This is a genomic window from Kitasatospora sp. NPDC001527 (assembly GCF_040298605.1).
Taxonomy (GTDB): domain Bacteria; phylum Actinomycetota; class Actinomycetes; order Streptomycetales; family Streptomycetaceae; genus Kitasatospora.
Genome location: NZ_JBEPAM010000077.1, coordinates 1 through 20668 on the forward strand (window position 1 = coordinate 1; position 20668 = coordinate 20668).

15 protein-coding genes are annotated in these 20668 nt (G+C 74.7%); 2 read left to right on the top strand and 13 right to left on the bottom strand.

The window, feature by feature from the left end; all coding sequences use genetic code 11:
* On the top strand, positions 1–868 hold an 868-nt coding region (locus tag ABT238_RS36655), incomplete at its 5' end, for a serine/threonine-protein kinase (protein ID WP_502891497.1).
* A 121-nt stretch (positions 869–989) separates the two neighbouring features.
* Here the strand turns inward: ABT238_RS36655 and ABT238_RS36660 are convergent.
* Entirely contained in the window at positions 990–1799 is an 810-nt protein-coding gene (locus tag ABT238_RS36660) for a TrmH family RNA methyltransferase (protein WP_350805936.1), read from the bottom strand.
* A 98-nt stretch (positions 1800–1897) separates the two neighbouring features.
* Between ABT238_RS36660 and ABT238_RS36665 the strand changes: the two genes are divergently transcribed.
* Positions 1898–4669 carry a SpoIIE family protein phosphatase gene (locus ABT238_RS36665; protein ID WP_350805941.1) on the top strand — a complete coding sequence of 924 codons (2772 nt, stop codon included), beginning with the start codon at positions 1898–1900 and terminating at the stop codon, positions 4667–4669.
* A gap of 175 nt (positions 4670–4844) precedes the next feature.
* Here the strand turns inward: ABT238_RS36665 and cobA are convergent, their stop codons facing one another.
* The 12 genes from cobA to ABT238_RS36725 all read right to left on the bottom strand — a co-directional run bounded on the left by cobA (position 4845) and on the right by ABT238_RS36725 (position 20653).
* Positions 4845–6086: a uroporphyrinogen-III C-methyltransferase gene (gene cobA, locus ABT238_RS36670; RefSeq protein ID WP_350570973.1), complete on the bottom strand. Its 1242-nt coding sequence runs from the start codon at positions 6084–6086 to the stop codon at positions 4845–4847.
* Positions 6087–6183: 97 nt separating this feature from the next.
* On the bottom strand, positions 6184–9858 hold the full coding sequence (cobT, locus tag ABT238_RS36675; RefSeq protein WP_350805946.1) for a nicotinate-nucleotide--dimethylbenzimidazole phosphoribosyltransferase: 3675 nt from the start codon (positions 9856–9858) through the stop codon (positions 6184–6186).
* Positions 9859–10362: 504 nt separating this feature from the next.
* Positions 10363–11658: a precorrin-6y C5,15-methyltransferase (decarboxylating) subunit CbiE gene (gene cbiE, locus ABT238_RS36680; RefSeq protein WP_350570976.1), complete on the bottom strand. Its 1296-nt coding sequence runs from the start codon at positions 11656–11658 to the stop codon at positions 10363–10365.
* Positions 11659–11849: 191 nt separating this feature from the next.
* Positions 11850–12515 (bottom strand): GNAT family N-acetyltransferase, encoded by a 666-nt coding sequence (locus ABT238_RS36685; protein ID WP_350570977.1) that lies wholly within the window; start codon positions 12513–12515, stop codon positions 11850–11852.
* Positions 12516–12720: 205 nt separating this feature from the next.
* Positions 12721–13551, bottom strand: coding sequence for a MetQ/NlpA family ABC transporter substrate-binding protein (locus tag ABT238_RS36690; RefSeq protein ID WP_350570978.1), 831 nt, complete (start codon positions 13549–13551; stop codon positions 12721–12723).
* 58 nt (positions 13552–13609) lie between these two features.
* The gene (locus ABT238_RS36695) at positions 13610–14356 is read right to left on the bottom strand and encodes a methionine ABC transporter permease (RefSeq protein WP_350805958.1); all 747 of its coding nucleotides are present in this window, start codon (positions 14354–14356) and stop codon (positions 13610–13612) included.
* Positions 14353–15393, bottom strand: coding sequence for a methionine ABC transporter ATP-binding protein (locus ABT238_RS36700; protein ID WP_350570980.1), 1041 nt, complete (start codon positions 15391–15393; stop codon positions 14353–14355). Before ABT238_RS36700 ends, ABT238_RS36695 begins: the two co-directional genes overlap by 4 nt.
* Before the next feature lie 545 nt (positions 15394–15938).
* Positions 15939–16439 (bottom strand): GNAT family N-acetyltransferase, encoded by a 501-nt coding sequence (locus ABT238_RS36705; protein WP_350570982.1) that lies wholly within the window; start codon positions 16437–16439, stop codon positions 15939–15941.
* Positions 16440–16820: 381 nt separating this feature from the next.
* Positions 16821–17078 (bottom strand): RNA polymerase sigma factor, encoded by a 258-nt coding sequence (locus tag ABT238_RS36710; RefSeq protein WP_350805965.1) that lies wholly within the window; start codon positions 17076–17078, stop codon positions 16821–16823.
* 112 nt (positions 17079–17190) lie between these two features.
* On the bottom strand, positions 17191–18624 hold the full coding sequence (gene argH / locus ABT238_RS36715) for an argininosuccinate lyase (RefSeq protein WP_350570985.1): 1434 nt from the start codon (positions 18622–18624) through the stop codon (positions 17191–17193).
* Between the two features lie 89 nt (positions 18625–18713).
* Positions 18714–19907, bottom strand: a complete 1194-nt coding sequence (locus ABT238_RS36720) for an argininosuccinate synthase (protein ID WP_350570987.1) — start codon at positions 19905–19907, stop codon at positions 18714–18716.
* A gap of 197 nt (positions 19908–20104) precedes the next feature.
* Positions 20105–20653 carry an arginine repressor gene (locus ABT238_RS36725; RefSeq protein ID WP_350570988.1) on the bottom strand — a complete coding sequence of 183 codons (549 nt, stop codon included), beginning with the start codon at positions 20651–20653 and terminating at the stop codon, positions 20105–20107.
* Between the last annotated feature and the right edge of the window lie 15 nt (positions 20654–20668).

Below are 20668 nucleotides of genomic sequence, written 5' to 3' on the forward strand. Positions count from 1 at the left end.
CCGCGGGGGCGCCCCGGGGGCGCGGGCCGGCGACCGGCAGCACACGCCCGCCCCCGGCGGGCGCCCCGGGACGGCGCGGCAGCGGCTGCTGCGGCAGCGGCTGGTGGTGTTCGTGACGGTGACGGTGGGTGTGGCGCTGGCCATCGCGGCGGCGCAGGGGTGCGAGAACCGGGACAAGCAGGGGGTGCGGGCGCCCACGAACTCGGTGGCGGCGCCGGCCTCCCCGGCCACCTCGCCGGGCGCTGACGGCGCCGGGCCCGCGTCCGTCCCCGCCGTGGAGACGCCGACCGGGGCGGCGCTCTCGGCGGACGGGCTCGCGCCGTCGACCACCCCGCTGGCGGCCGCGGCGCACGGGGGCGCGGCGGAGGGCGCGCTGCTGCCCGCCCAGGGCGCCGGCCCGGCGGTCGACTGGCCGAACCGCTCCTACGCCGATCCGGCGGGCGGTCCGGCGATCGCCCTGCGGGAGGGCCGTTCGGCGGGCGCGGGGCCGCAGGTCGCGCTCACCGCGGTACTCCCGGCCCGGTACAAGGGCGCGCCGGCCGCGCTGGTGGTGCTGCGGCGCTCGGAGGGCTCGGTGCCGGTCGACCTCGTGCAGCTGTTCTCCTTCACCGGGGACTCCCCCGTCACCGTGGCCTCCCGCTCCTCGGCGGCGGATCCGCAGGCGACGGCGGCCTGGCGCTTGGAGAACGGCGCGCTGGTGCGGGAGGAGCGGGTCGCCCAGACCGGGGCCGCCACCTCCACCCGGTACACGGCGCGCGCGGACGGCACGCTGGAGGAGTCCTGGCCCGGCTCCCCCACCATGACTCCCCCGGTCACCACCCCGCCGCCCGCCGCCGCCCCCGCGCCGCCGACCGCCCCGGCGGGCTGACGCCGACACCGCGGAGCAGGAAGTCGGCCGGTCCGACTTCCCGCTCCGGCTTGCCTACTGGTCTGGCTTGCTTGCCGGTCTGGCTTGCTTGCCGGTCCGGCGTCCCGTTCGGGCTTCCCGCTCAGGCGGTGGTGCTGACGGCGTAGAAGGCGACGGCCGCCGCGGCGCCGACGTTGAGCGAGTCGATGCCGTGCGCCATCGGGATGCGCACCGCGTGGTCGGCGGCGGCCAGGGCGTGACGGGTGAGGCCGTCGCCCTCGGCGCCGAGCATCAGGGCCGCCTTGGGGAGGCGGTGCGGGGCGAGGGCGGCCAGGTCGACGGCGGTGTCGGCCGGAGTGAGGGCGAGCAGGCTGAAGCCGGCGGCGCGCACCGTGTCCAGGGCGGCCGGCCAGGGGTCCAGCCGGGCGTACGGGACGGCGAAGACGGCGCCCATCGACACCTTCACCGCGCGCCGGTACAGCGGGTCCGCGCAGTCGGGCGAGAGCAGGACGGCGTCCATACCGAGGGCGGCGGCGCTGCGGAAGATGGCGCCCAGGTTGGTGTGGTCCACCAGGCCTTCCAGGACGGCCACCCGGCGGGCGCCGGCCAGCAGTTCGGCGGCGTCCGGCAGCGGTTGGCGCTCCATCGAGGCGAGGGCGCCGCGGTGGACGTGGTAGCCGGTGACGGCCTCGGCCAGGGCGGGCTCGACGACGTGGACGGGCGCGTCAACCTCGGCGATGACGTCCGCCATCACGTCCAGCCACTTGGGGGTCAGCAGCATCGACCGCATCCGGTAGCCGGCCGCCAGGGCGCGGCGGACGACCTTCTCGCCCTCGGCGATGAACAGGCCCTCGGCGGGTTCGCGGCGGCGGCGGAGTTCGACGTCGGTCAGGCCGGTGTAGTCGGCCAGGCGTGGGTCGTCGGGGTCGGTGATGGTGCGGGGTTCGGACACCCTGCGATCTTGCCAAGTCGGGGCGGGGAAGGCCAACCGGCCCAACGAGCGGGGTGGTCGGCCTTGGCCCGCCACCGCGTGGAGTGCAAATATGACGTATGGCCCGTTTTCCGGGCCGATCTTGGGCTCCGTCGGACCCTGGTGCGGCCGGTTCCACCTCCGCCTCCCGATCCACCGGTACCGTCGCCGGCTCGCCCGGTGGGCGCCCTCACGGTCGGCACCAGCGATCACGAACGGCCCGGACCACCCCGGCCCGGGTGCGGTCGGTGGCCGGACAGGTCTTCGCGCTGCAGGTCGTGGTCGTGCTGCTGCTGGTGGTGGCGGCCGTGGTCGCGCTGGTGGTGCAGTCCCGCAACGACGCCCGGCAGGAGGCCACCAACCGCTCGGTGGCGGTCGCGCAGACCTACGCGAACTCGCCGGGCATCGTCGCGGCGCTGCGCTCCCCGGACCCGACCGCGCTCCTGCAGCCCTCGGCGCAGTCGGCGCGGATCAACGCGGGCGTGGACTTCATCGTGGTGCTCGACACCGACGGCATCCGTCTCACCCACCCCAATCCGGCGCGGATCGGCCAGAAGTTCATCGGCGACTACCAGCCCGCGCTGGCCGGCCAGGTGGTGACCGAGCAGGTCACCGGCACCCTCGGAGCGCTGGTGCAGGCCGTCGTGCCGGTGCACGCGGCGGACGGGCAGGTGGTCGGGGCGGTGTCGGCGGGCATCACCATCGCCAAGGTGAGCAGTGCCAGCGAGCGGCAGCTGCCGGTGGTGCTGGGGGCCGCGGCGGCCGGGCTGGCGCTGGCGACCGGCGGGACGGCGCTGATCAGCCGGCGGCTGAAGCGGCAGACCCACGGGCTGGGGCCGACCGAGATGACCCGCATGTACGAGCACCACGCGGCGGTGCTGCACGCGGTGCGCGAGGGCGTGCTGATCATCGGCGGTGACGGGCGGCTGCTGCTCTGCAACGACGAGGCGCGCCGGCTGCTGGACCTGCCGCCGGACGCCGAGGGCCGTCCGCTGACCGAGCTGGGGCTGGAGACGGCGCCGCTGGAGCTGCTGGCGGACGGGCGGGCGGTCAGCGACGAGGTGGTGCTGGCCGGCGAGCGGCTGCTGGCGGTCAACGTGCGGCCCACCGACCGCGACGGCGGGCCGCCGGGGTCGGTGGCGACGCTGCGCGACTCCACGGAGCTGCTGGCGCTGTCCGGGCGCGCCGAGGGGGCGCAGCGGCGGCTGCGGCTGCTGTACGACGCCGGGGTGACGGTGGGCACCACGCTGGACGTGACGCGGACGGCCGAGGAGCTGGCGCTGGTGGCGGTGGGCCGGTTCGCCGACATCGTCACGGTGGACCTGGCCGACCAGGTGCTGGAGGGCGACGAGCCGCCGGCCGGTCCGGCGCTGTTGCGGATGCGGCGGGCGGCGGTGGCGGCGGTGCGCGACGACGCGCCGTTCTACCCGGTGGGCACGGTGGTGGACGTGGCACCTTCGACGCCGCTGGCGGGGTCGTTGAACAGCGGGCTGCCGGGGGTGGAGCCCCGGTTGGCGGAGGCCGAGGGGTGGCGGGAGCAGGACCCGGAGGGTGCGGCGCGGGTGCTGGCGTACGGGGTGCACTCGCTGGTGCGGGTGCCGCTGAAGGCCCGCGGGGTGCTGCTGGGGATCGTCCGGTTCTGGCGCGCGGAGCGGGCGGAGCCGTTCGAGGAGGAGGACCTGGCGCTGGCGGAGGAGCTGGTCTCACACGCGGCCGTGTGCATCGACAACGCGCGCCGGTACACCCGCGAGCACGCGATGGCGGTGACCCTGCAGCACAGTCTGCTGCCGCGCAGCCTGCCGGCGCAGAACGCGCTGGAGGTGGCGCACCGGTACCTGCCGGCGCAGGCGGGGGTGGGCGGGGACTGGTTCGACCTGATCCCGCTGCCGGGGGCGCGGGTGGCGCTGGTGGTGGGGGACGTGGTGGGGCACGGGCTGCACGCGGCGGCGACGATGGGGCGGCTGCGGACGGCGATCCACAACTTCTCGACGCTGGACCTGCCGCCGGACGAGTTGCTGGGGCATCTGGACGAGCTGGTGAACCGGATCGACCTGGAGGAGTCGGCGACCGGGGACGCGGCGGCGGTGACGGGGGCGACCTGCCTGTACCTGATCTACGACCCGGTGGCGCGGCGGTGCACGGTGGCGAGTGCGGGGCATCCGCCGCCGGCTCTGGTGCGGCCCGACGGGTCGGTGGTGTTCCCTGAGCTGCCGACCGGGCCGCCGCTGGGGCTGGCGGTGCTGCCGTTCGAGACGGTGGAGCTGGAGGTGGCGGAGGGCAGCCGGCTGGTGCTCTACACGGACGGGCTGGTGGAGGACCGCGAGCGGGACATCGACGAGGGGCTGGAACTGTTGCGGGCGGCGTTGGCCGGGCCGCCGCGGACGCCGGAGCAGACGTGTGCGGACGTGCTGGGGGCGCTGCTGCCGGCGCGGCCGCAGGACGACATCGCGCTGCTGGTGGCGCGGACCCGGGGGCTGCCGGCGGGGCAGGTCGCGCAGTGGGACGTGCCGTCGGATCCGGCGGCGGTCGCGGGTGTGCGGGCGGCGGTGGCGGAGCAGCTGGAGCGGTGGGGGCTGGCGGACGCGGCGTTCGTCACCGAGCTGATCCTGAGCGAGCTGGTGACCAACGCGATCCGCTACGGCACGGGGCCGATCAAGGTGCGGCTGCTGCTCGACCGGGCGCTGATCTGCGAGGTGTCGGACGGCAGCAGCACGTCGCCGCACCTGCGGTACGCGGCCACCACGGACGAGGGCGGGCGCGGGCTGTTCCTGGTCGCCCAGTTCGCGGACCGCTGGGGTACCCGGTACACGGCCACCGGGAAGGTCATCTGGACCGAGCAGCCGCTGGAGTAGCCGGCGGGTCCGGCTCCCCCTCCCGCACTTTGCAAAGTACAAACTTTGCAAAGTGCGGGAGAACGGGGTGCTGGGCGGGATGAACTGGGAAAACGCATCGGCACTTTGCAAACAGAGCTGTTTGCAAAGTGCCGATGGCGAGGGATTGCAAAGGGGACGGGGAACGGGACGGGGATCAGGCGCCGGGGGCGAGGACGTTGACGACGTCGCCGATGACGATGACCGCCGGGGGCTTGACGCCCTCGGCCTCGACGGTGGCGGCGACGGTGGCCAGGGTGGCGTCGACGCGGCGCTGGGCGGCGGTGGTGCCCTCCTGGACGACGGCCACCGGGGTGTCGGCGGCGCGTCCCTCCTCGATCAGCCGGGCCGCGATCGCGCCGATCTTGTCGACGGCCATCAGCAGCACCAGGGTGCCGGTCATCCGCGCGAGCGCTCCCCAGTTGGTGAGCGACCGCTCGTCGTCCGGCCCCACGTGTCCCGAGACCACCGTGAACTCGTGGGTCATCCCCCGGTGGGTGACCGGCACGCCGGCCGCCGCCGGCACGCTGATCGAGCTGGAGATGCCCGGCACCACCGTGACCGGCAGCCCCGCCTCGGCGCAGGCCAGCAGTTCCTCGCCGCCGCGCCCGAACACGTACGGGTCGCCGCCCTTCAGCCGCACCACGAACTTGCCGGCCTTGGCGTGCTCGACCAGCGTCCGGTTGATCGCCTCCTGCGCCATGAAGCGCCCGTAAGGGATCTTCGACGCGTCGATCACCTCGACGTGCTCCGGCAGTTCCGCGAGCAGTTCGCGCGGCGCCAGCCGGTCCGCCACCACCACGTCCGCGTCCGCGAGCAGGCGCCGGCCGCGCACCGTGATGAGGTCCGGGTCGCCCGGGCCGCCGCCGACCAGCGCGACGCCCGCGCCGCGGGCGCGGTACTGGCGGGCGGCCAGCGAGCCGTCCCGCAGCCCCTCGACGATCGAGTCGCGCAGCGCCGCCGAGTGCCGCGGGTCGCCGGTGAGGACGGCCACGGTCGCCCCCGCGTCGCGCCCGCTGGCCGGAGTCCACGCGGTGGCGGCGGAGGCGTCGTCGCTGCGGGCGCAGAACACCCGCTCGCGCTCGGCCTCCGCGCTGACGGCGGTGTTCACCGCCGGGTCGTCGGTGGCCACCAGCGCGTACCAGGTGTCGGCGAGGTCGCCGTCCCGGTACGGCCGCCGGTGCCAGGTCAGCTCGCCCGCGTCGGCCATCGCCTGGACGGCCGGGGTGGTGGCCGGGGATATCAGGTGCACGTCGGCGCCGGTGGCGAGCAGGGCGGGCAGCCGCCGCTGGGCGACGTGGCCGCCGCCGACCACGACGACGCGGCGGCCGGCCAGCAGCAGGCCGACGGGGTACGGGGTGCGGCCCTCGGTGCTGGGGTGCGGGGTGGGCGCGGTCATCGGTGGTGCTCCTGGATCGGTGAGAGTGGGGGGATGCGGCGCCGCTCCGCGCACCGGCGCGCCCTCGGGCCGGTGCGCGGAGCGGTTCGGACGAGCGTCAGGCCTTCTCGGTGACCCCGGCGGAGTCGAAGGTGGCTACATCGTGCATCGCGCGGGCCGCACTCTGCACCAGCGGCAGGGCCAGCAGGGCACCGGTGCCCTCGCCGAGCCGCAGGTCGAGGTCGATCAGCGGGCGCAGGCCGAGCTTGGCGAGCGCGGCCTGGTGGCCGGGCTCGGCCGAGCGGTGGCCGGCGATGCAGGCGGCCAGCACCTCGGGGGCGATCGCCTTGGCGACGAGCGCGGCCGAGCCGGCGATCACGCCGTCCAGGATGACCGGGGTGCGCAGGCTGGCCGCACCGAGCAGGAAACCGGCGAGGGCCGCGTGCTCCAGGCCGCCGACGGCGGCGAGGACGCCGATCGGGTCGGCCGGGTCCGGCTGGTGCAGGGCCAGGGCGGTCCGGATCACCTCGACCTTGCGGGCGTGCGTCTCGTCGTCGATACCGGTGCCGCGGCCGGTGACCTCGGCCGGGTCCAGGCCGGTGAACACCGAGATCAGGGCGGCGGAGGCGGTGGTGTTGGCGATGCCCATGTCGCCGGTGACCAGGGCCTTGTTGCCGGCCGCGACGAGGTCGCGGGCCGTCTCGATGCCGACTTCGAGGGCCTTGAGGGCCTCCTCGCGGGTCATCGCCGGGCCCTGGGTCATGTCGTCCGTGCCGGGCTTGACCTTGCGCGGCAGCAGGCCGGTGGTGCGGCCCTGCTGGATCGCGTCCGGCAGTTCGGCGGCCACGCCGACATCGACCACGCAGACCTCGGTGCCGATCTGCTTGGCGAAGGCGTTGACCACCGCTCCCCCGGCGAGGAAGTTGCCGACCATCTGGGCGGTGACCTCCTGCGGCCAGGGGCTGACGCCCTGCGCGTGCACACCGTGGTCGCCGGCGAAGACCGCGACGCAGGCGGGCTCCGGGATCGGCGGCGGGCACTTGCGGGACAGGCCGCTCAGCTGGGCGGAGATGATCTCCAGCATGCCGAGCGAGCCGGCCGGCTTGGTCATCCGCTTCTGGCGGTCCCAGGCCTCGCCGAGCGCCTTGGCGTCCAGCGGGCGGATGCCGCGCAGCGTCTCGGAGAGCACGTCGTGCGGCTCCTCGCCCGGCAGGGCGCGGTTGCCGTACTGCTCCTCGTGGACCACCCAGGACAGCGGGCGCTTCTTCGCCCAGCCCTGCTGCTGGAGCTCGGGCTCGTCGGGGAAGGTGTCGACGAAGCCGACGCACAGGTAGGCGACGACCTCCAGGTGCTCGGGCAGGCCGAGCTCGCGGACCAGCTCCTCCTCGTCGAAGAAACTCACCCAGCCGACGCCCAGGCCCTCGGCGCGGGCGGCCAGCCAGAGGTTCTCGACGGCGAGGGCGGCCGAGTACGGGGCCATCTGCGGCTGGGTGTGGCGGCCCAGGGTGTGGCGGCCGCCGCGGGTGCGGTCGGCGGTGACCACGATGTTGACGGGCGTCTCGAGGATCGCCTCGATCTTGATTTCCTTGAACTGCTTCGCGCGGCCCTTGGGGAGCGAGTCCGCGTACGCCTCGCGCTGGCGCTCGGCCAGTTCGTGCATCTTGCGGCGGGTTTTCGCGGAGCGGATGACCACGAAGTCCCAGGGCTGCGAGTAGCCGACGCTGGGGGCGGTGTGAGCGGCCTCCAGGACGCGGATCAGCACCTCGTGCGGGATCGGGTCGGGGCGGAAGCCGTTGCGGACGTCGCGGCGCTCGCGGATGACCTGGTGCACGGCCTCGCGGCCGGCGTCGTCGTAGCCGGGGGCGGCCGGGCCGCGCGGTTCGGCGGGCTCGGTGACGGCCTCGGGCTCGGCCTCGGTGACGGCCTCGCCCTCGGGGGCCTCGGCGGGTGCGCCCTCGGTCTCAGCGGCCTCGGTGGACTCGACGGTCTCGGTGGGTTCCGCGACGGCTTCGGCGACGGTCTCGGCGGTGCCGGCGGCCCCGGTCGGAGCGGCGGCGTCGGCCTCGGGCGCGGCCTCGACCACGGCCTCGGCGACGGGCTGCTGCTCGGCGGCGACCGGCTCGGCAACGGGCTCGGCGGCCTCCGCCGCGACCGGGGCCGCGACGGCGACCGGCTGGCCCGAGGGCATCTCGCCGGTGCCGACGGCGGTTTCGGCGGCGGCCTCGACCACGGCCTCCACCACGGCCTCGGCGACGGGCTGCTGCTCGGCGGCGACCGGCTCGGCGGCGGGCTGCTCCACCACAGGCTGCTCGGCGGCGACCGGCTCCGCGGCCTGGGCCACCGGCTCGGCCGGCTCGGCGACGGGCTGCTCGGCCGGAACGGGCTCGGCCGGCGGGGCGGCGGCCTCGACGGCCTCGGCCGGGACCTCGGCGGCGGGCGCGGACGCCTCGACGGGCACGGCCTGCTCGGCGACGGGCGCTATGGGGGCGGACTGCTCGGCCTCCGTGTCGACGGCGGCCGGCGCGGCCGGGGCGACGGCCTCGACCTGCGGCAGGCCGTGCGGGGTCGGCGCGGCGAGGAAGGCGGAGATGCGGCGCGGCGGGCCGGCCGGAGCGGCCGGCTGCTGCTCGGCGACCGGGGCCTCGGCGGCCGGCTGCTCCACGACGGCATGCTCCACGACGGCCTGCTCCACGACGGCCTGCTCCACGATGGGCTGCTGCTCGACGGCGACCGGCTCGGCGACGGCCTGCTCGGCCACCGGCTGCTCGGCGACAGGGGCGGCCGGGGCCTCGGCGGCGACGGGGGCGGCAACCGGCTCGGCGGTCTCGGGCGTCGCGACGGGGGCGGGGGCGCCCGGCTGCGCCGCGGGGACCTCGACGGTCTCCGGGCCGGCCACGGCCTGCTCGACGGGCACGGCAACGGCCTCGGCGGCCCCCGCGGCCTCGACGGCCTCGGCGATCTCGACCGGAGCGGCGCTCGCGGCGGCCTCCACGGGCGCGACCGGCACCGGCGCCCCGGCGGGCGCGGCGGCCGGCTGCGCGGCCGGCACGGGCTGGGCGACGGGCGCGGCCACCGGGGCGGCCTGCGCCTCCGGCTGGACGGCGGCGGCCGGCGACACGACGGGGATGCCGTGGGCGGGCGTGCTGCCGGTGGAGGGGCCGCGGTCCGCGAGGGAGCGGACCGGGACCTGGCCGGTCATCAGGGAGGGGTCCGGGATCGGCGGGCCGGCGTGCAGCGGGCGGCGCGGCTGCTGAGCGGCCGTCATCGCCTCGGGGCCCTGGGCCTGGACCGGGACGGTCTGGCCGCCGGGCGCGGGCTGGGCGTGCAGCGGGGCCTGCGGGGCCTGGGCGGCGCCGAGCACGGGCGGGTCCAGCGGCGGCCAGGAGGGCTCGACGGGGGTGCCGGGCGGGGTCTGCTGGTCGGCGACGGGTTCGCCCCAGGTGCCCTGCGGGCCGGGCATCAGCAGGACGTCGTCCTCGTCGTCGAGGCCGTCCGGCTGGTCGACGAAGTGGAAGGCGGGGTGCTGGGCGGCCTGGTCGACGGTCCAGCCGTCGCCGGGGACGCCGGGGGCGGCGAATCCGGGCGCGCCGAGCGGGGCGCCCTGGGCGGGGACGCCGTGCGGCGGGAGGACGCCGGCGCCGGGCGGGAGCGTGCCGGGCAGGCCGGAGCCGTCCGTCGCGAGGCCCTGCCCGGGTGCGACGGCCGCGGGGCCCTCGGGGCCGCGGAGCGGGTCGGGCCCGGCGAGCAGGTGCTCCGGCAGTCCCTCGTTCGGGACGTGGCCGCCATCGGTCATGTCAAAGCTCCTTCCAGGCCGCTGCCGCGCCCTCGGCGACGCGATCACCGACCGCAGCGCCCATCCGCACGGGTCGGGCCTGCACCGGCCCGCCCCTCAACCACACACGGCCGCCGCGCCGAGGCGCTGCGGCCGAAGTCCTTCCGGCGCGCTGCGGCACCCCGGCCCCGCGCACCACCCGTGACGGGCGGCGCGTCATCTGAAACAACGACAAGCCGGGGCAACCGGCACGACCGCACCGGACCCTACGGCATTCTCCAGGTCCGGTGGGCGGCCCGTCGAATTGCCCACACTTCGAGCCGAATCGGTCCGCACCGCGTCAGAAAGGCGACGGACCGACCGGATCGGGCGGGTCGGCGGAGGCCGCAGCCGTCCCGGACGCCACACTACCGGCCCGGCGGGTCCGCCTCTCGAATCGGTGTCCGGATGCGACCTGGATCACCGTCCGGTGCGGCCGGGCGGTCGCGGGGCTCCGGCGCGCGCGCCGGAATCGGCACCGGGCCTTCACGCTTTCTGCTCACCCCAGAGCAGGAAGGTGCCGGGGTCGCCGACGCCGAGGCGCAGCCCGTGCCCGCCGTCGCCGCCGGTCCGGTCGGCGGGGGCGGGGGCGAGCAGTGGTGCGGACTGGAGCAGGGCGCCGTCGGCGCGGTAGCCGGCCTCGGCGATGGTGCGGCGGACCTCCTCGGCCTCGGCGAGGGTGCGGGCGACGGCGACGATGCGTTCGGGGCGGCGGGAGAGCACGGCGCGCACCGCTTCGGGGCCGCCGGTCTCGACGACGGCGGCGTCGGGTTCGGGGAGTTCGCCGAGGACGTCGGGGCCGTGGCCGTGCACGGTCTCGACCTCGACGCCGTGGCGGCGGGCGTTGACGGCGAGGCGGGCGCAGGCGGCGCGGTCGGCCTCGACGGCGACGACGGCGGCGCCGAAGCGGGCGGCCTCGACGGCGAGTGCGCCGCTTCCGGCGCCGACGGACCAGACGAGGTCGCCGGGGCGGGCGCCGAGGCGGGCGAGCACGAGGGCGCGGACGTGCGCCGGGAGCGTGTCGCTCGCGCCGGGCGTGCGCCCGGTGCCGGTGTAGGTGTCGGTGGGCAGGGCCCAGCCGCGGTCGGGGCCGGGGTAGCCGACGGGGCGTCCGGCGAGCCAGCCGGCCGCTTCGCCGGCGGCTCCGCTCTGCGGGCCGCCGCCGGGGCCGCCGGCGCTGCTGCCGCCGATCACCAGGACGACGCTGGGGTCGCGCCAGATGTGGTCGGCGACGCGGTCGGAGGTGAGGACGGTGACGTCCTCGTCGGGGGTGCCGAGAGCCTCGCAGACGACGAAGGTGCGGTGGACGCCTCGGAGCATGAGGGCGAGTTCGCTGGGTCCGGCGCCGGGGGCGGTGAGGACGGCGACCTTGGGGTGGGCGCGGCAGACGTTGGCGGCGCGGCGCAGCCGTCCGCCGTGGGCGCTGACGACCTGGGCGTCCTCCCAGGGCATGCCGGCGCGGGCGAAGGCGGCGGCGACGGAGGAGACGGCGGGCAGGACTTCGAGTTCGAGGCCGTATTCGGGGCGGCGCAGGGTGCGCACGACACCGAAGAAGCCGGGGTCGCCCTCGGCGATGACGACGGCGGCGCCGCGGTGTTCGGCGATGCGGCGGGCGGCGAGCTGGATGCTGCCGAGGGCGATGCGTTCGGCGGCGGGCGGGACCGGGAGGGCCCCCAGTTGGTAGGGGGCGCCGGCCACCAGAGTGGCTGCGGCGAGGGCCGCGGCGGCGGCCTCGGTGAGCGGTGTGCCGTCCCATCCGATGACCGTGATCCGGTCAGCCATCTGCGGCTGTCTCCCTCGCCATCCGTGCGCCGACAGGCGGCGCCGGTGTGCGGCGCCGGTCAGAGGTTACCGGGTGTGATCCCCTCGGCGCGGACATCTCGCACACCTGTGCGCGGCGGGGCGGGCGGGGCGGCGGCGGACGGTGCGGGGTGCGGGGCGGGCGGCGGGGCGGGGCGGGGCGGGCGGCGGGGTCAGTCGCGCAGGACGTAGCGGTCGCCGCCGGCCCAGGCCGGGGCGGGGGCCTCGGGGGTGTCGAGGTCCTCGGGCAGCAGGCTCCACAGGATGAGGTCGCTACGGCTGTCGGTGGCGGCCGGGCGGCCGGCGGGGGCCCCGGGGGCGCTCTCGCCGGGCTCGCCGCGCACTATCCAGGCGCTGCGCAGCACGCCTTCGCTGATGCCGCCGATCTTCTGGGCGACCTGCTGGGCGGCGGTGTTGCCGGCGGCGGTGCGCAGTTCCAGGCGCTGGAAGCCGCGGTCCTCGAAGAGCCACTGGGCGACGCCGAGGACGGCTTCGGGGGCGTAGCCCTCGCCGCGGGCCCAGGCGGCGGTGACGAAGGCGATCTCGGTGGAGCGCAGCCGCCAGTCGGTGTTGCGGAGTTCGACGAGGCCGACCAGGCGCTGGGTGAGGTGTTCGGTGACGGCGAGGACGATGCCGTGGCCGGCGGCGCGGTGGGCGGGGGCGAGGGTGCGGGCCAGGTCGGTGGCGTGGGCCTCGGTGAAGGGGTGGGGCTGGTCGGTCCAGGCCAGGACGAGTTCGTCGGCCATCATGGCGGCCAGGCCGGGGGCGTCGTCCTCCGCAAGCGGGCGCAGCAGCAGCCGTTCGGTGCTGATGGCGGTCTCGGGGAAGCTCGCTGCCATGCCGTCTCTCCTCGCCGGGTCGTGGACACACCGTACGCCTCGCCGGTGCCGGGTTGTCACGCGGTGCACGGACCGGACGACGGTACGTCAGATGTGGGTCTGTCGGACCGTCACTGGTGCATACTGCCCGACCGGGCCCCCGCCTGGTTGCGGCGGGGGCCCGGTGTGGTCCGGCGGGACGGGTCGGCGGCGCGGGTGGCGCGGATCAGAAGGCCGGGATGACGGCGCCCTTGAAGGTGTCGTCGATGTACTTCTTCACCTCGGGCGAGTGGAGCAGCTCGGCGAGCTTCTTGACCCGGGGGTCGTTCTCCTTGCCCTGCTTGACCGCGAGGATGTTGGCGTAGGGGTTGCCCTCGGCCTTCTCCAGGACGAGCGAGTCGCTGGTGGGCTTGAGGCCGGCGTCGATGGCGTAGTTGCCGTTGATGACGGCGGCGTCGAGGTCGTCGATGGAGCGGGGCAGCTGGGCGGCCTCCAGCTCCTTCCACTTGAGGTTCTTGGGGTTGCCGGTGACGTCGGCGGGGGTGGCGGCGGTGCCGACGCCGTCCTTGAGGGTGATGACGTTGTTGTCGGCGAGGAGCTTGAGCGCGCGGCCCTCGTTGGTGGCGTCGTTGGGCAGGCCGACGGTGGCGCCGTCCTTGAGGTCGCCGACGGCCTTGACCTTCTTGGAGTAGAGGCCGAGGGGCTCCAGGTGGACCGTCTCGACGGAGACGATCTGGGTGTTGTGCTTCTTGTTGAAGTCCTCCAGGTACGGCACGTGCTGGAAGTAGTTGGCGTCGGCCGAGCCGTCCTGCACCGCCGTGTTGGGGGTCACGTAGTCGGTGACCTCCTTGATGGTGAGCTTGAGGCCGGCCTTGTCCGCGAGGTTGTCCTTGACGTACTTGAGGATCTGTCCGTGCGGGGTGGGGCTGGCGACGACGGTGAGCGGCGCGTTCGGGTCCGAGGAGGACTTCGAGTCGCCGTTGCTGCCGCAGGCCGCCAGGGAGAGGGCGATGCCGGCGGTGGCGAGGACGCTGGTGAACTTCAGGGCGTTGCGCACGAAAAGTGCCTTTCTGCGTGATGCGGGGAGCCGGGTCCGGGTTCGGACGCCGGGTGGTCTAGGGGGCGACGAGGTCGTCGTCGGGGGTGGCCGGGGCGGCGGGGACGCGGCCGCGCGGGCCGAGCAGGCGGGTCCGTCCGCCGCTGCGGCCGCGGTGGGCGAGGGCGCGGACGGCCCAGTCGCCGAGCAGCTGCACGAGGGTGACGATGATCACCAGTTCGGCGACGATGATCCACATGAAGGCGGTCTCGAAGCGGAAGTAGCCGTAGTTGATGGCGAGGGTTCCGAGGCCGCCGCCGCCGACCGCGCCGGCCATGGCGGAGTAGCTGATCAGGGTGATGATCGTGGTGGTGACGGAGGCGACGAGGCCGGGGAGGGCTTCGGGGATCAGCGTCTTGCGGACGATGGTCCAGGTGGAGCCGCCCATCGCCTGGACGGCCTCGACCAGGCCGCGGTCGACCTCGCGCACGGAGGTCTCGACGAGGCGGGCGAAGAAGGGGATCGCGCCGATGGTGAGCGGTACGGTCGCGGCCTGCCAGCCGATGGAGGTGCCGACCAGCCAGCGGGTGAAGGAGATCAGGGCGATCATCAGGATGATGAACGGCACCGAGCGGACGATGTTGACGACGGCGCCGAGCACCTTGTTGACGGGCCGGTTCTGCAGCAGGCCGCCCTTGTCGGTGAGCACCAGCAGCACGCCGAGCGGCAGTCCGAGCAGGACGGTGCCGACGGTGGCGGCGCCGACCATCTGGAGGGTCTCCCAGGTGGCGGGCCACATCAGTTCCTGCATCTGGTCCCAGGTCATGCGTCCGCTCCCTTCGTCGTCGCGGTGAGGGTGGTGTCGAGGACGTCGACCTGCAGGCCCTGCTCGCGCAGGAAGCCGATGGGCACCACGTTGTCCTGGTGGCTGCCGGGCAGTTCGACCCGCATCCGGCCGACCATGCGGCCCGCGATGGTCTCGACGGCGGCGCCGAGGATGTTGATGTCGATCTGGTAGGTGCGGGCGAGCTGGGAGACGAAGGGCTGGGCGGGGGTGTCGCCCTGGAAGGTGATCTCCAGCACGGTGGCGCCGGGGTGGCCGGTGCCGAACTCGCCGAGCGGGAAGAGTTCTCGGGCGAGCTCGGAGTCGGGCCGGGCGAGCAGGTCGGTGAGGGCGCCGGACTCGATGACCCGGCCGCCGCGCATGAGGGCGGCGGAGTCGCAGACGGACTTGATGACGTCCATCTCGTGGGTGATCAGCAGGACGGTGAGGCCGAGCTGCTGGTTGAGGTCGCGCAGCAGCTTGAGGATGGAGCGGGTGGTCTCGGGGTCGAGGGCGGAGGTGGCCTCGTCGGAGAGCAGCACCTTGGGGTCGCCGGCGAGGGCGCGGGCGATGCCGACGCGCTGCTTCTGGCCGCCGGAGAGCTGGCCGGGGTAGCTGCGGGCCTTGTCGGCGAGGCCGACGAGGTCGAGCAGTTCGGCGGCCTTGCGGCGGCGCTCGGTGCGGTCCAGGCCGATGATCTCCAGCGGGAGTTCGACGTTCTGCTGGACGGTGCGGGAGGCGAGCAGGTTGAAGTGCTGGAAGACCATGCCGATGCGGCGGCGGGCCTCGCGCAGTTCCCTGCCGGCGCGGTTCTCGCCGCCGGCGAGGGCGGTGAGTTCGACGCCGTCCACGGTGACGGTGCCGGAGCTGGGCCGTTCCAGCATGTTGACGCAGCGGATGAGGGTGGACTTGCCGGCGCCGCTGGTGCCGACGACTCCGTAGACCTCGCCGGGGCGGACGTGGAGGTCGACGCCCGTGAGGGCGGTCACCTCGCGGCCGCGGGAGCGGTAGACCTTGGTGAGGTCCGTGGTGGTGATCACAGCTGCTTCCGTGGGTCGGGGGCGGACGGCGTACGGCCGCCGCGCCGGGGTGCGGTCGGCGACGTGGACGGCGTCGTGCCTGGGGGGTCCGGACCTGCCACCTCTTGATCGTGGCCGTTGCACGGCCGGGCCGCGCGACGGCGTGGCCCTTACGAGTCACCGTGTCCGCGGGTGGGCGGGCAGGCGGAAGGAGGGGGTGCGGCAGGAAGGGCGCGCTCGCACGGACGGGAACGGCGCCGGGGTCCTCGCTTCGGGGCGCGAGGGGGAGGCACTCTCAGCGGGTGCCGGGGGCGGTGGCCCTCAGCGGTGACACATTCGACGGCACATGGCACGCTCACCTGCCGGCAGTGTGCCGGTGGGGGTCCATTTCGTCGTCGCAGTCATGTGAGCCAGTAAAACAGATGGGCGGGGGTACGCCCAACTATTTGGCAAGGCTGTCCGCATTGCGGACAGCGATGGCCTTGACCTGTGGTGATGCGGCTCGGCGCCGCCACCGGGGGTCCGGATGGTGGCGGCGCCGTCGGGGACCGGGGCGGTCGGGGCGTTCAGGCGGTGGCGGCGAGCGGGGCGGTGGCGGGCTTCTCCAGGTGGACCAGGGCGAGCCGGCCGCTGACCTGTTCGACGGCGGTCTGGCGGTAGCCCTGGCGGGCGTAGAGGCGCAGGTTGCCGAGGCTGCGGTGGCCGGTGAACAGCCGGTAGGAGGTGGGCGCGCCGTCGTCGGCGAGGCGCTGTTCGAGGGCTTGGAGCAGGCGTCCGCCGAGGCCGTGGCGCTGCATGCGCGGGTGGACGACCAGGCGCCCTATCCGGGCGACGCCGTCGGCGCCGACCCGGCCGCGTACGGTGCCGACGACCTCGTCGCCGAGGCGGGCGACCAGGACGTGCTGCTCGGTCAGTTCGGTGAGCAGGCTCTCCAGGGACTGGGTCAGCGGCTCGATGGCCCAGTCGCCGTAGAGTTCGGCCTCGCTCTGGTAGCCGAGGTACTGGAGCTTGAGGATCTGCTCCGCGTCGTCGGTGTCGGCGGTCGAAATGATGACGCTCATGCCCATGTGCGGGGGCCTCCCCATCCTTGTGCCGGCGCGCGAACGTGAGGGTGTGGCACCGGTTCCCTGCCGGAGGTGTTGTCCCGGCCGGGGATCCGCCCAGGCCGGGGTGGCGCACGAACGTACCGGCCCGCACGGCCCGGTGGGGCCGTGGCGGCGGCGGCGCGTCCACGGTCAGTATCGGGGCGGGCTCGTCACCGTCAAGAGCGGCGTTCGCCAGCGCCTTACCCCCGTGTCAGCTGCTCTCAACCTTCCGGCCGCCGGACGTGGCGAGGGTCACGCCCGGCGTTCGCGGGTGACGGGAGGGGCGGACGTGGCGAGCGTCACGTCCGGACGGGTGAGGGGCCGGCGGCGGGGCGCGGGCGGCGGGGGTCACGGCGGCCCGGGTCAGCCGTAGCGCTCGGTGCGCAGCAGGGTGCGCAGGCAGGCGAGGCAGCGGGCGCGGGTGGGGCCGATGGAGCCGCGCGGCATGCCGAGGCGGCGGGAGATCTCGCGGTAGGTGGGCGGCGGGTCCTCGGTGATGGCGGCGACCAGTTGCGGGCAGCGTCCGGGCAGGGCGGCGACGGCCTCGCGGACGTGGCGGCGGCGCAGTGCGGCGAGGACCTCGTCCTCGGCGGAGGGGTGGGAGGGCGGGTCGGTGCGCATGCCGTGCTTGACCCGGTGGCGGCCGTGCGGGTTACGGCCGTGCGGTGGCGTGCGCGCGCGAGGGGCGCGGTGCACCGTGCACCGCGCCCCTCCCCCGGGTGGTGGGACCGGGTCAGCCGGTCACCCACTCCTGCTGGGCGGCCAGGTCGGCCTTGACCTCGGCGAGCTGGGTGGCGACGGCGCCGGGGGCGGTGCCGCCGCGGCCGTTGCGGGCGGCGATGGCGCCGTGGACGCTGAGCACGGTGCGGACCTCGGGGGTGAGGTGCTCGGAGATGGCGGCGAACTGGGCGTCCGTCAGGTCGGCGAGTTCGATGCCGTGGGCCTCGCACTCCTTGACGCAGGCGCCGGCGACCTCGTGGGCGACGCGGAACGGCACGCCCTGCTTGACGAGCCATTCGGCGATGTCGGTGGCGAGGGAGAAGCCGGCCGGGGCGAGCTCCTCCAGGCGCTCGCGGTGGACGGTGAGGGTGGCCATCATGCCGGTGAAGGCGGGCAGCAGGACTTCGAGGGTGTCGCAGGAGTCGAAGACCGGCTCCTTGTCCTCCTGCAGGTCGCGGTTGTAGGCGAGCGGGAGGGCCTTGAGGGTGGCGAGCAGGCCGGTGAGGTTGCCGATGAGCCGGCCGGACTTGCCGCGGGCGAGTTCGGCGATGTCGGGGTTCTTCTTCTGCGGCATGATCGACGAGCCGGTGGAGAAGGCGTCGTGCAGCGTGATGAAGCCGAACTCCTTGGTGTTCCAGATGATCACCTCCTCCGCGATGCGGGAGAGGTTGATCCCGATCATCGCGGTGACGAAGGCGAATTCGGCGACGAAGTCGCGCGAGGCGGTGCCGTCGATGGAGTTGCCGACGGAGCCGCCCTCGAAGCCGAGGTCGGCGGCGACGGCCTGCGGGTCGAGGCCGAGCGAGGAGCCGGCCAGGGCCCCGGAGCCGTAGGGGGAGACGGCGGTTCGGGCGTCCCACTGGCGCAGCCGCTCGGCGTCGCGGCCGAGGGCCTGCACGTGCGCGAGGACGTGGTGGGCGAAGAGGACGGGCTGGGCGTGCTGGAGGTGGGTGCGGCCCGGCATGGCGGTGTCCGGGTGGGCCTCGGCGAGGCCGACCAGGGCGTGCTGGAGGTCGAGCAGCAGGGCGCCGATGGTCTTCGCGTGGTCCCGCAGGTACATCCGGAAGAGGGTGGCGATCTGGTCGTTGCGGGAGCGGCCGGCCCGCAGCTTGCCGCCGAGGTCGGGGCCGAGGCGCTCCAGCAGGCCCCGCTCCAGGGCGGTGTGGACGTCCTCGTCGGCGATGGTGCCGGTGAAGGTGCCGGCCTCGACGTCGGCGAGGAGCCGGTCGAGTCCGTCGTGCATGGCGGCGAGTTCGGCGTCGTCGAGCAGGCCGGCCTTGTGCAGGACGCGGGCGTGGGCCTTGGAGCCGGCGATGTCGTAGGGGGCGAGGCGCCAGTCGAAGTGCACCGAGGCGGAGAGCCTGGCCAGGGCCTCGGACGGGCCGTCGGCGAAGCGGGCGCCCCAGAGGCGGACGTCGCCACCGGAGGCGGTCTGGTCGGCGGACATCGCTGGCTCCTTACTGACGTGCGGGAGGGAGGGAGAGAGGGGGGAGGGAGGGGGTGGCCCCGGCCGGGTGCGGCCGGGGCCGGTGGGGCTCAGCCCAGGTCGCGCCGGGCGGCGATCTTCGAGGAGAGGCCGAAGATCTCGATGAAGCCCTTGGACATGGACTGGTCGAAGGTGTCGCCGGTGTCGTAGGTGGCGAGGTTGAAGTCGTAGAGCGACTGGTCGGACTTGCGGCCGTTGACGACGGCCCGGCCGCCGTGCAGGACCATCCGGATCTCGCCGGAGACGTGCTGGTTGGCCTCGTTGACGAAGCCGTCCAGGGCGCGCTTGAGCGGGGAGAACCACAGGCCGTCGTAGACCAGCTCGGCCCAGCGCTGCTCGACCTGCCGCTTGTAGCGGGCGAGTTCGCGCTCGACGGTGACGTTCTCCAGCGCCTGGTGGGCGGTGATCAGGGCGATCGCGCCGGGGGCCTCGTAGATCTCCCGGGACTTGATGCCGACGAGGCGGTCCTCGACCATGTCGAGGCGGCCGACGCCCTGGGCACCGGCCCGCCTGTTGAGCTCCTCGATGGCCTGCAGGACGGTGACCTTGCGGCCGTCGACCGCGACCGGGACGCCGGCGTCGAAGGTGATGATCACCTCGTCGGCCTCGCGCGCGGTGGCCGGGTTCTGGGTGTACTCGTAGACGTCCTCGATCGGGGCGTTCCAGATGTCCTCCAGGAAGCCGGTCTCCACGGCCCGCCCGAAGACGTTCTGGTCGATCGAGTACGGGGACTTCTTGGTGGTGGCGATCGGCAGACCCTTGGCCTCGGCGAAGGCGATGGCCTTGTCCCGGGTCATCGCGTAGTCGCGGACCGGGGCGATGCACTTGAGGCCCGGGGCGAGGGAGTTGATGCCGACCTCGAAGCGGACCTGGTCGTTGCCCTTGCCGGTGCAGCCGTGGGCGACGGTGGTGGCGCCGTGCTTCTGCGCGGCGGCGACCAGGTGCTTGACGATGACGGGCCGCGAGAGGGCGGACACCAGCGGGTACTGGCCCTGGTAGAGGGCGTTGGCCTTGAGGGCCGGCAGGCAGTACTCGTCGGCGAACTCCTCGCGGGCGTCGGCGACCTCGGCCTCGACGGCACCGCAGTCCAGCGCCCGCTGGCGGATGACGTCCAGGTCCTCGCCGCCCTGGCCGACGTCGACGGCGACGGCGATAACCTCCGCGCCCGTCTCCTCGGCGATCCAGCCGATGCAGACGGACGTGTCCAGACCGCCCGAGTAGGCGAGTACGACGCGCTCGGTCACGGCTTTCTCCTTCACAACTGTGCGAACAGGCTTACGGCGATAGGCATAAGTATGCACTACTCCGTATGAAATTCAAAACGCGAAGGACGAACCGGTTCCGGACACGCCTGTGGGCCCGGTCGGAACCGGGCCCACAGGGGAGGGAACGGGGCTGCCGCGCCCCGGGGTTGCCGTACCCGGGGATGCCGCGCCCCGGGCTACTGCGCCTTCGCCTGGGCGAGCTGCATCAGGTGGTCGGCGAGCGCCTGGCCGCCGAACGGGTCGCGGCTGATCAGCAGGACGGTGTCGTCGCCGGCGATGGTGCCGATGATCTCGAACACCTCCGCCTGGTCGATCGCCGAGGCCAGGAACTGCGCCGCGCCGGGCGGCGTGCGCAGCACGACCAGGTTGCCCGAGGCGGTGGCGGAGACCATGAGCTCGCCGGCCAGCCTGGCCATCCGGCCCTCGGTGGCGGACTCCCCCATCGGCGCGCGCGGGGTGCGGTCGCCGCCCTCGGCCGGGACGGCGTAGATGAGCGCGCCGTCCCGGTTGCGGATCTTCACCGCACCCAGCTCGTCCAGGTCCCGGGAGAGGGTGGCCTGGGTGACCACGAGTCCGTCGTCGGCGAGCAGCTTGGCGAGCTGGCTCTGCGAGCGCACGGGCTGGCGGGTGAGCAGGTCCACGATCCGCCGGTGGCGCGCGGTGCGGGTCTGCGGGACCTGCGGCGTCGGGCCGGCGGCGGGCTGCCCGGAGTTGGGTACGGTCATGTGGTTATTCTCCCG

Excerpts from the sequence above, each read along its gene's own strand:
- cobT (WP_350805946.1), bottom strand. The coding sequence starts at position 9,858 with ATGACCGATGGCGGCCACGTCCCGAACGAGGGACTGCCGGAGCACCTG.
- ABT238_RS36685 (WP_350570977.1), bottom strand. The coding sequence starts at position 12,515 with ATGGCAGCGAGCTTCCCCGAGACCGCCATCAGCACCGAACGGCTGCTG.
- argH (WP_350570985.1), bottom strand. The coding sequence starts at position 18,624 with ATGTCCGCCGACCAGACCGCCTCCGGTGGCGACGTCCGCCTCTGGGGC.
- ABT238_RS36695 (WP_350805958.1), bottom strand. The coding sequence starts at position 14,356 with ATGACCTGGGACCAGATGCAGGAACTGATGTGGCCCGCCACCTGGGAG.
- ABT238_RS36710 (WP_350805965.1), bottom strand. The coding sequence starts at position 17,078 with ATGCGCACCGACCCGCCCTCCCACCCCTCCGCCGAGGACGAGGTCCTC.
- ABT238_RS36725 (WP_350570988.1), bottom strand. The coding sequence starts at position 20,653 with ATGACCGTACCCAACTCCGGGCAGCCCGCCGCCGGCCCGACGCCGCAG.
- ABT238_RS36665 (WP_350805941.1), top strand. The coding sequence starts at position 1,898 with ATGGCCCGTTTTCCGGGCCGATCTTGGGCTCCGTCGGACCCTGGTGCG.
- cbiE (WP_350570976.1), bottom strand. The coding sequence starts at position 11,658 with ATGGCTGACCGGATCACGGTCATCGGATGGGACGGCACACCGCTCACC.
- ABT238_RS36705 (WP_350570982.1), bottom strand. The coding sequence starts at position 16,439 with ATGGGCATGAGCGTCATCATTTCGACCGCCGACACCGACGACGCGGAG.
- cobA (WP_350570973.1), bottom strand. The coding sequence starts at position 6,086 with ATGACCGCGCCCACCCCGCACCCCAGCACCGAGGGCCGCACCCCGTAC.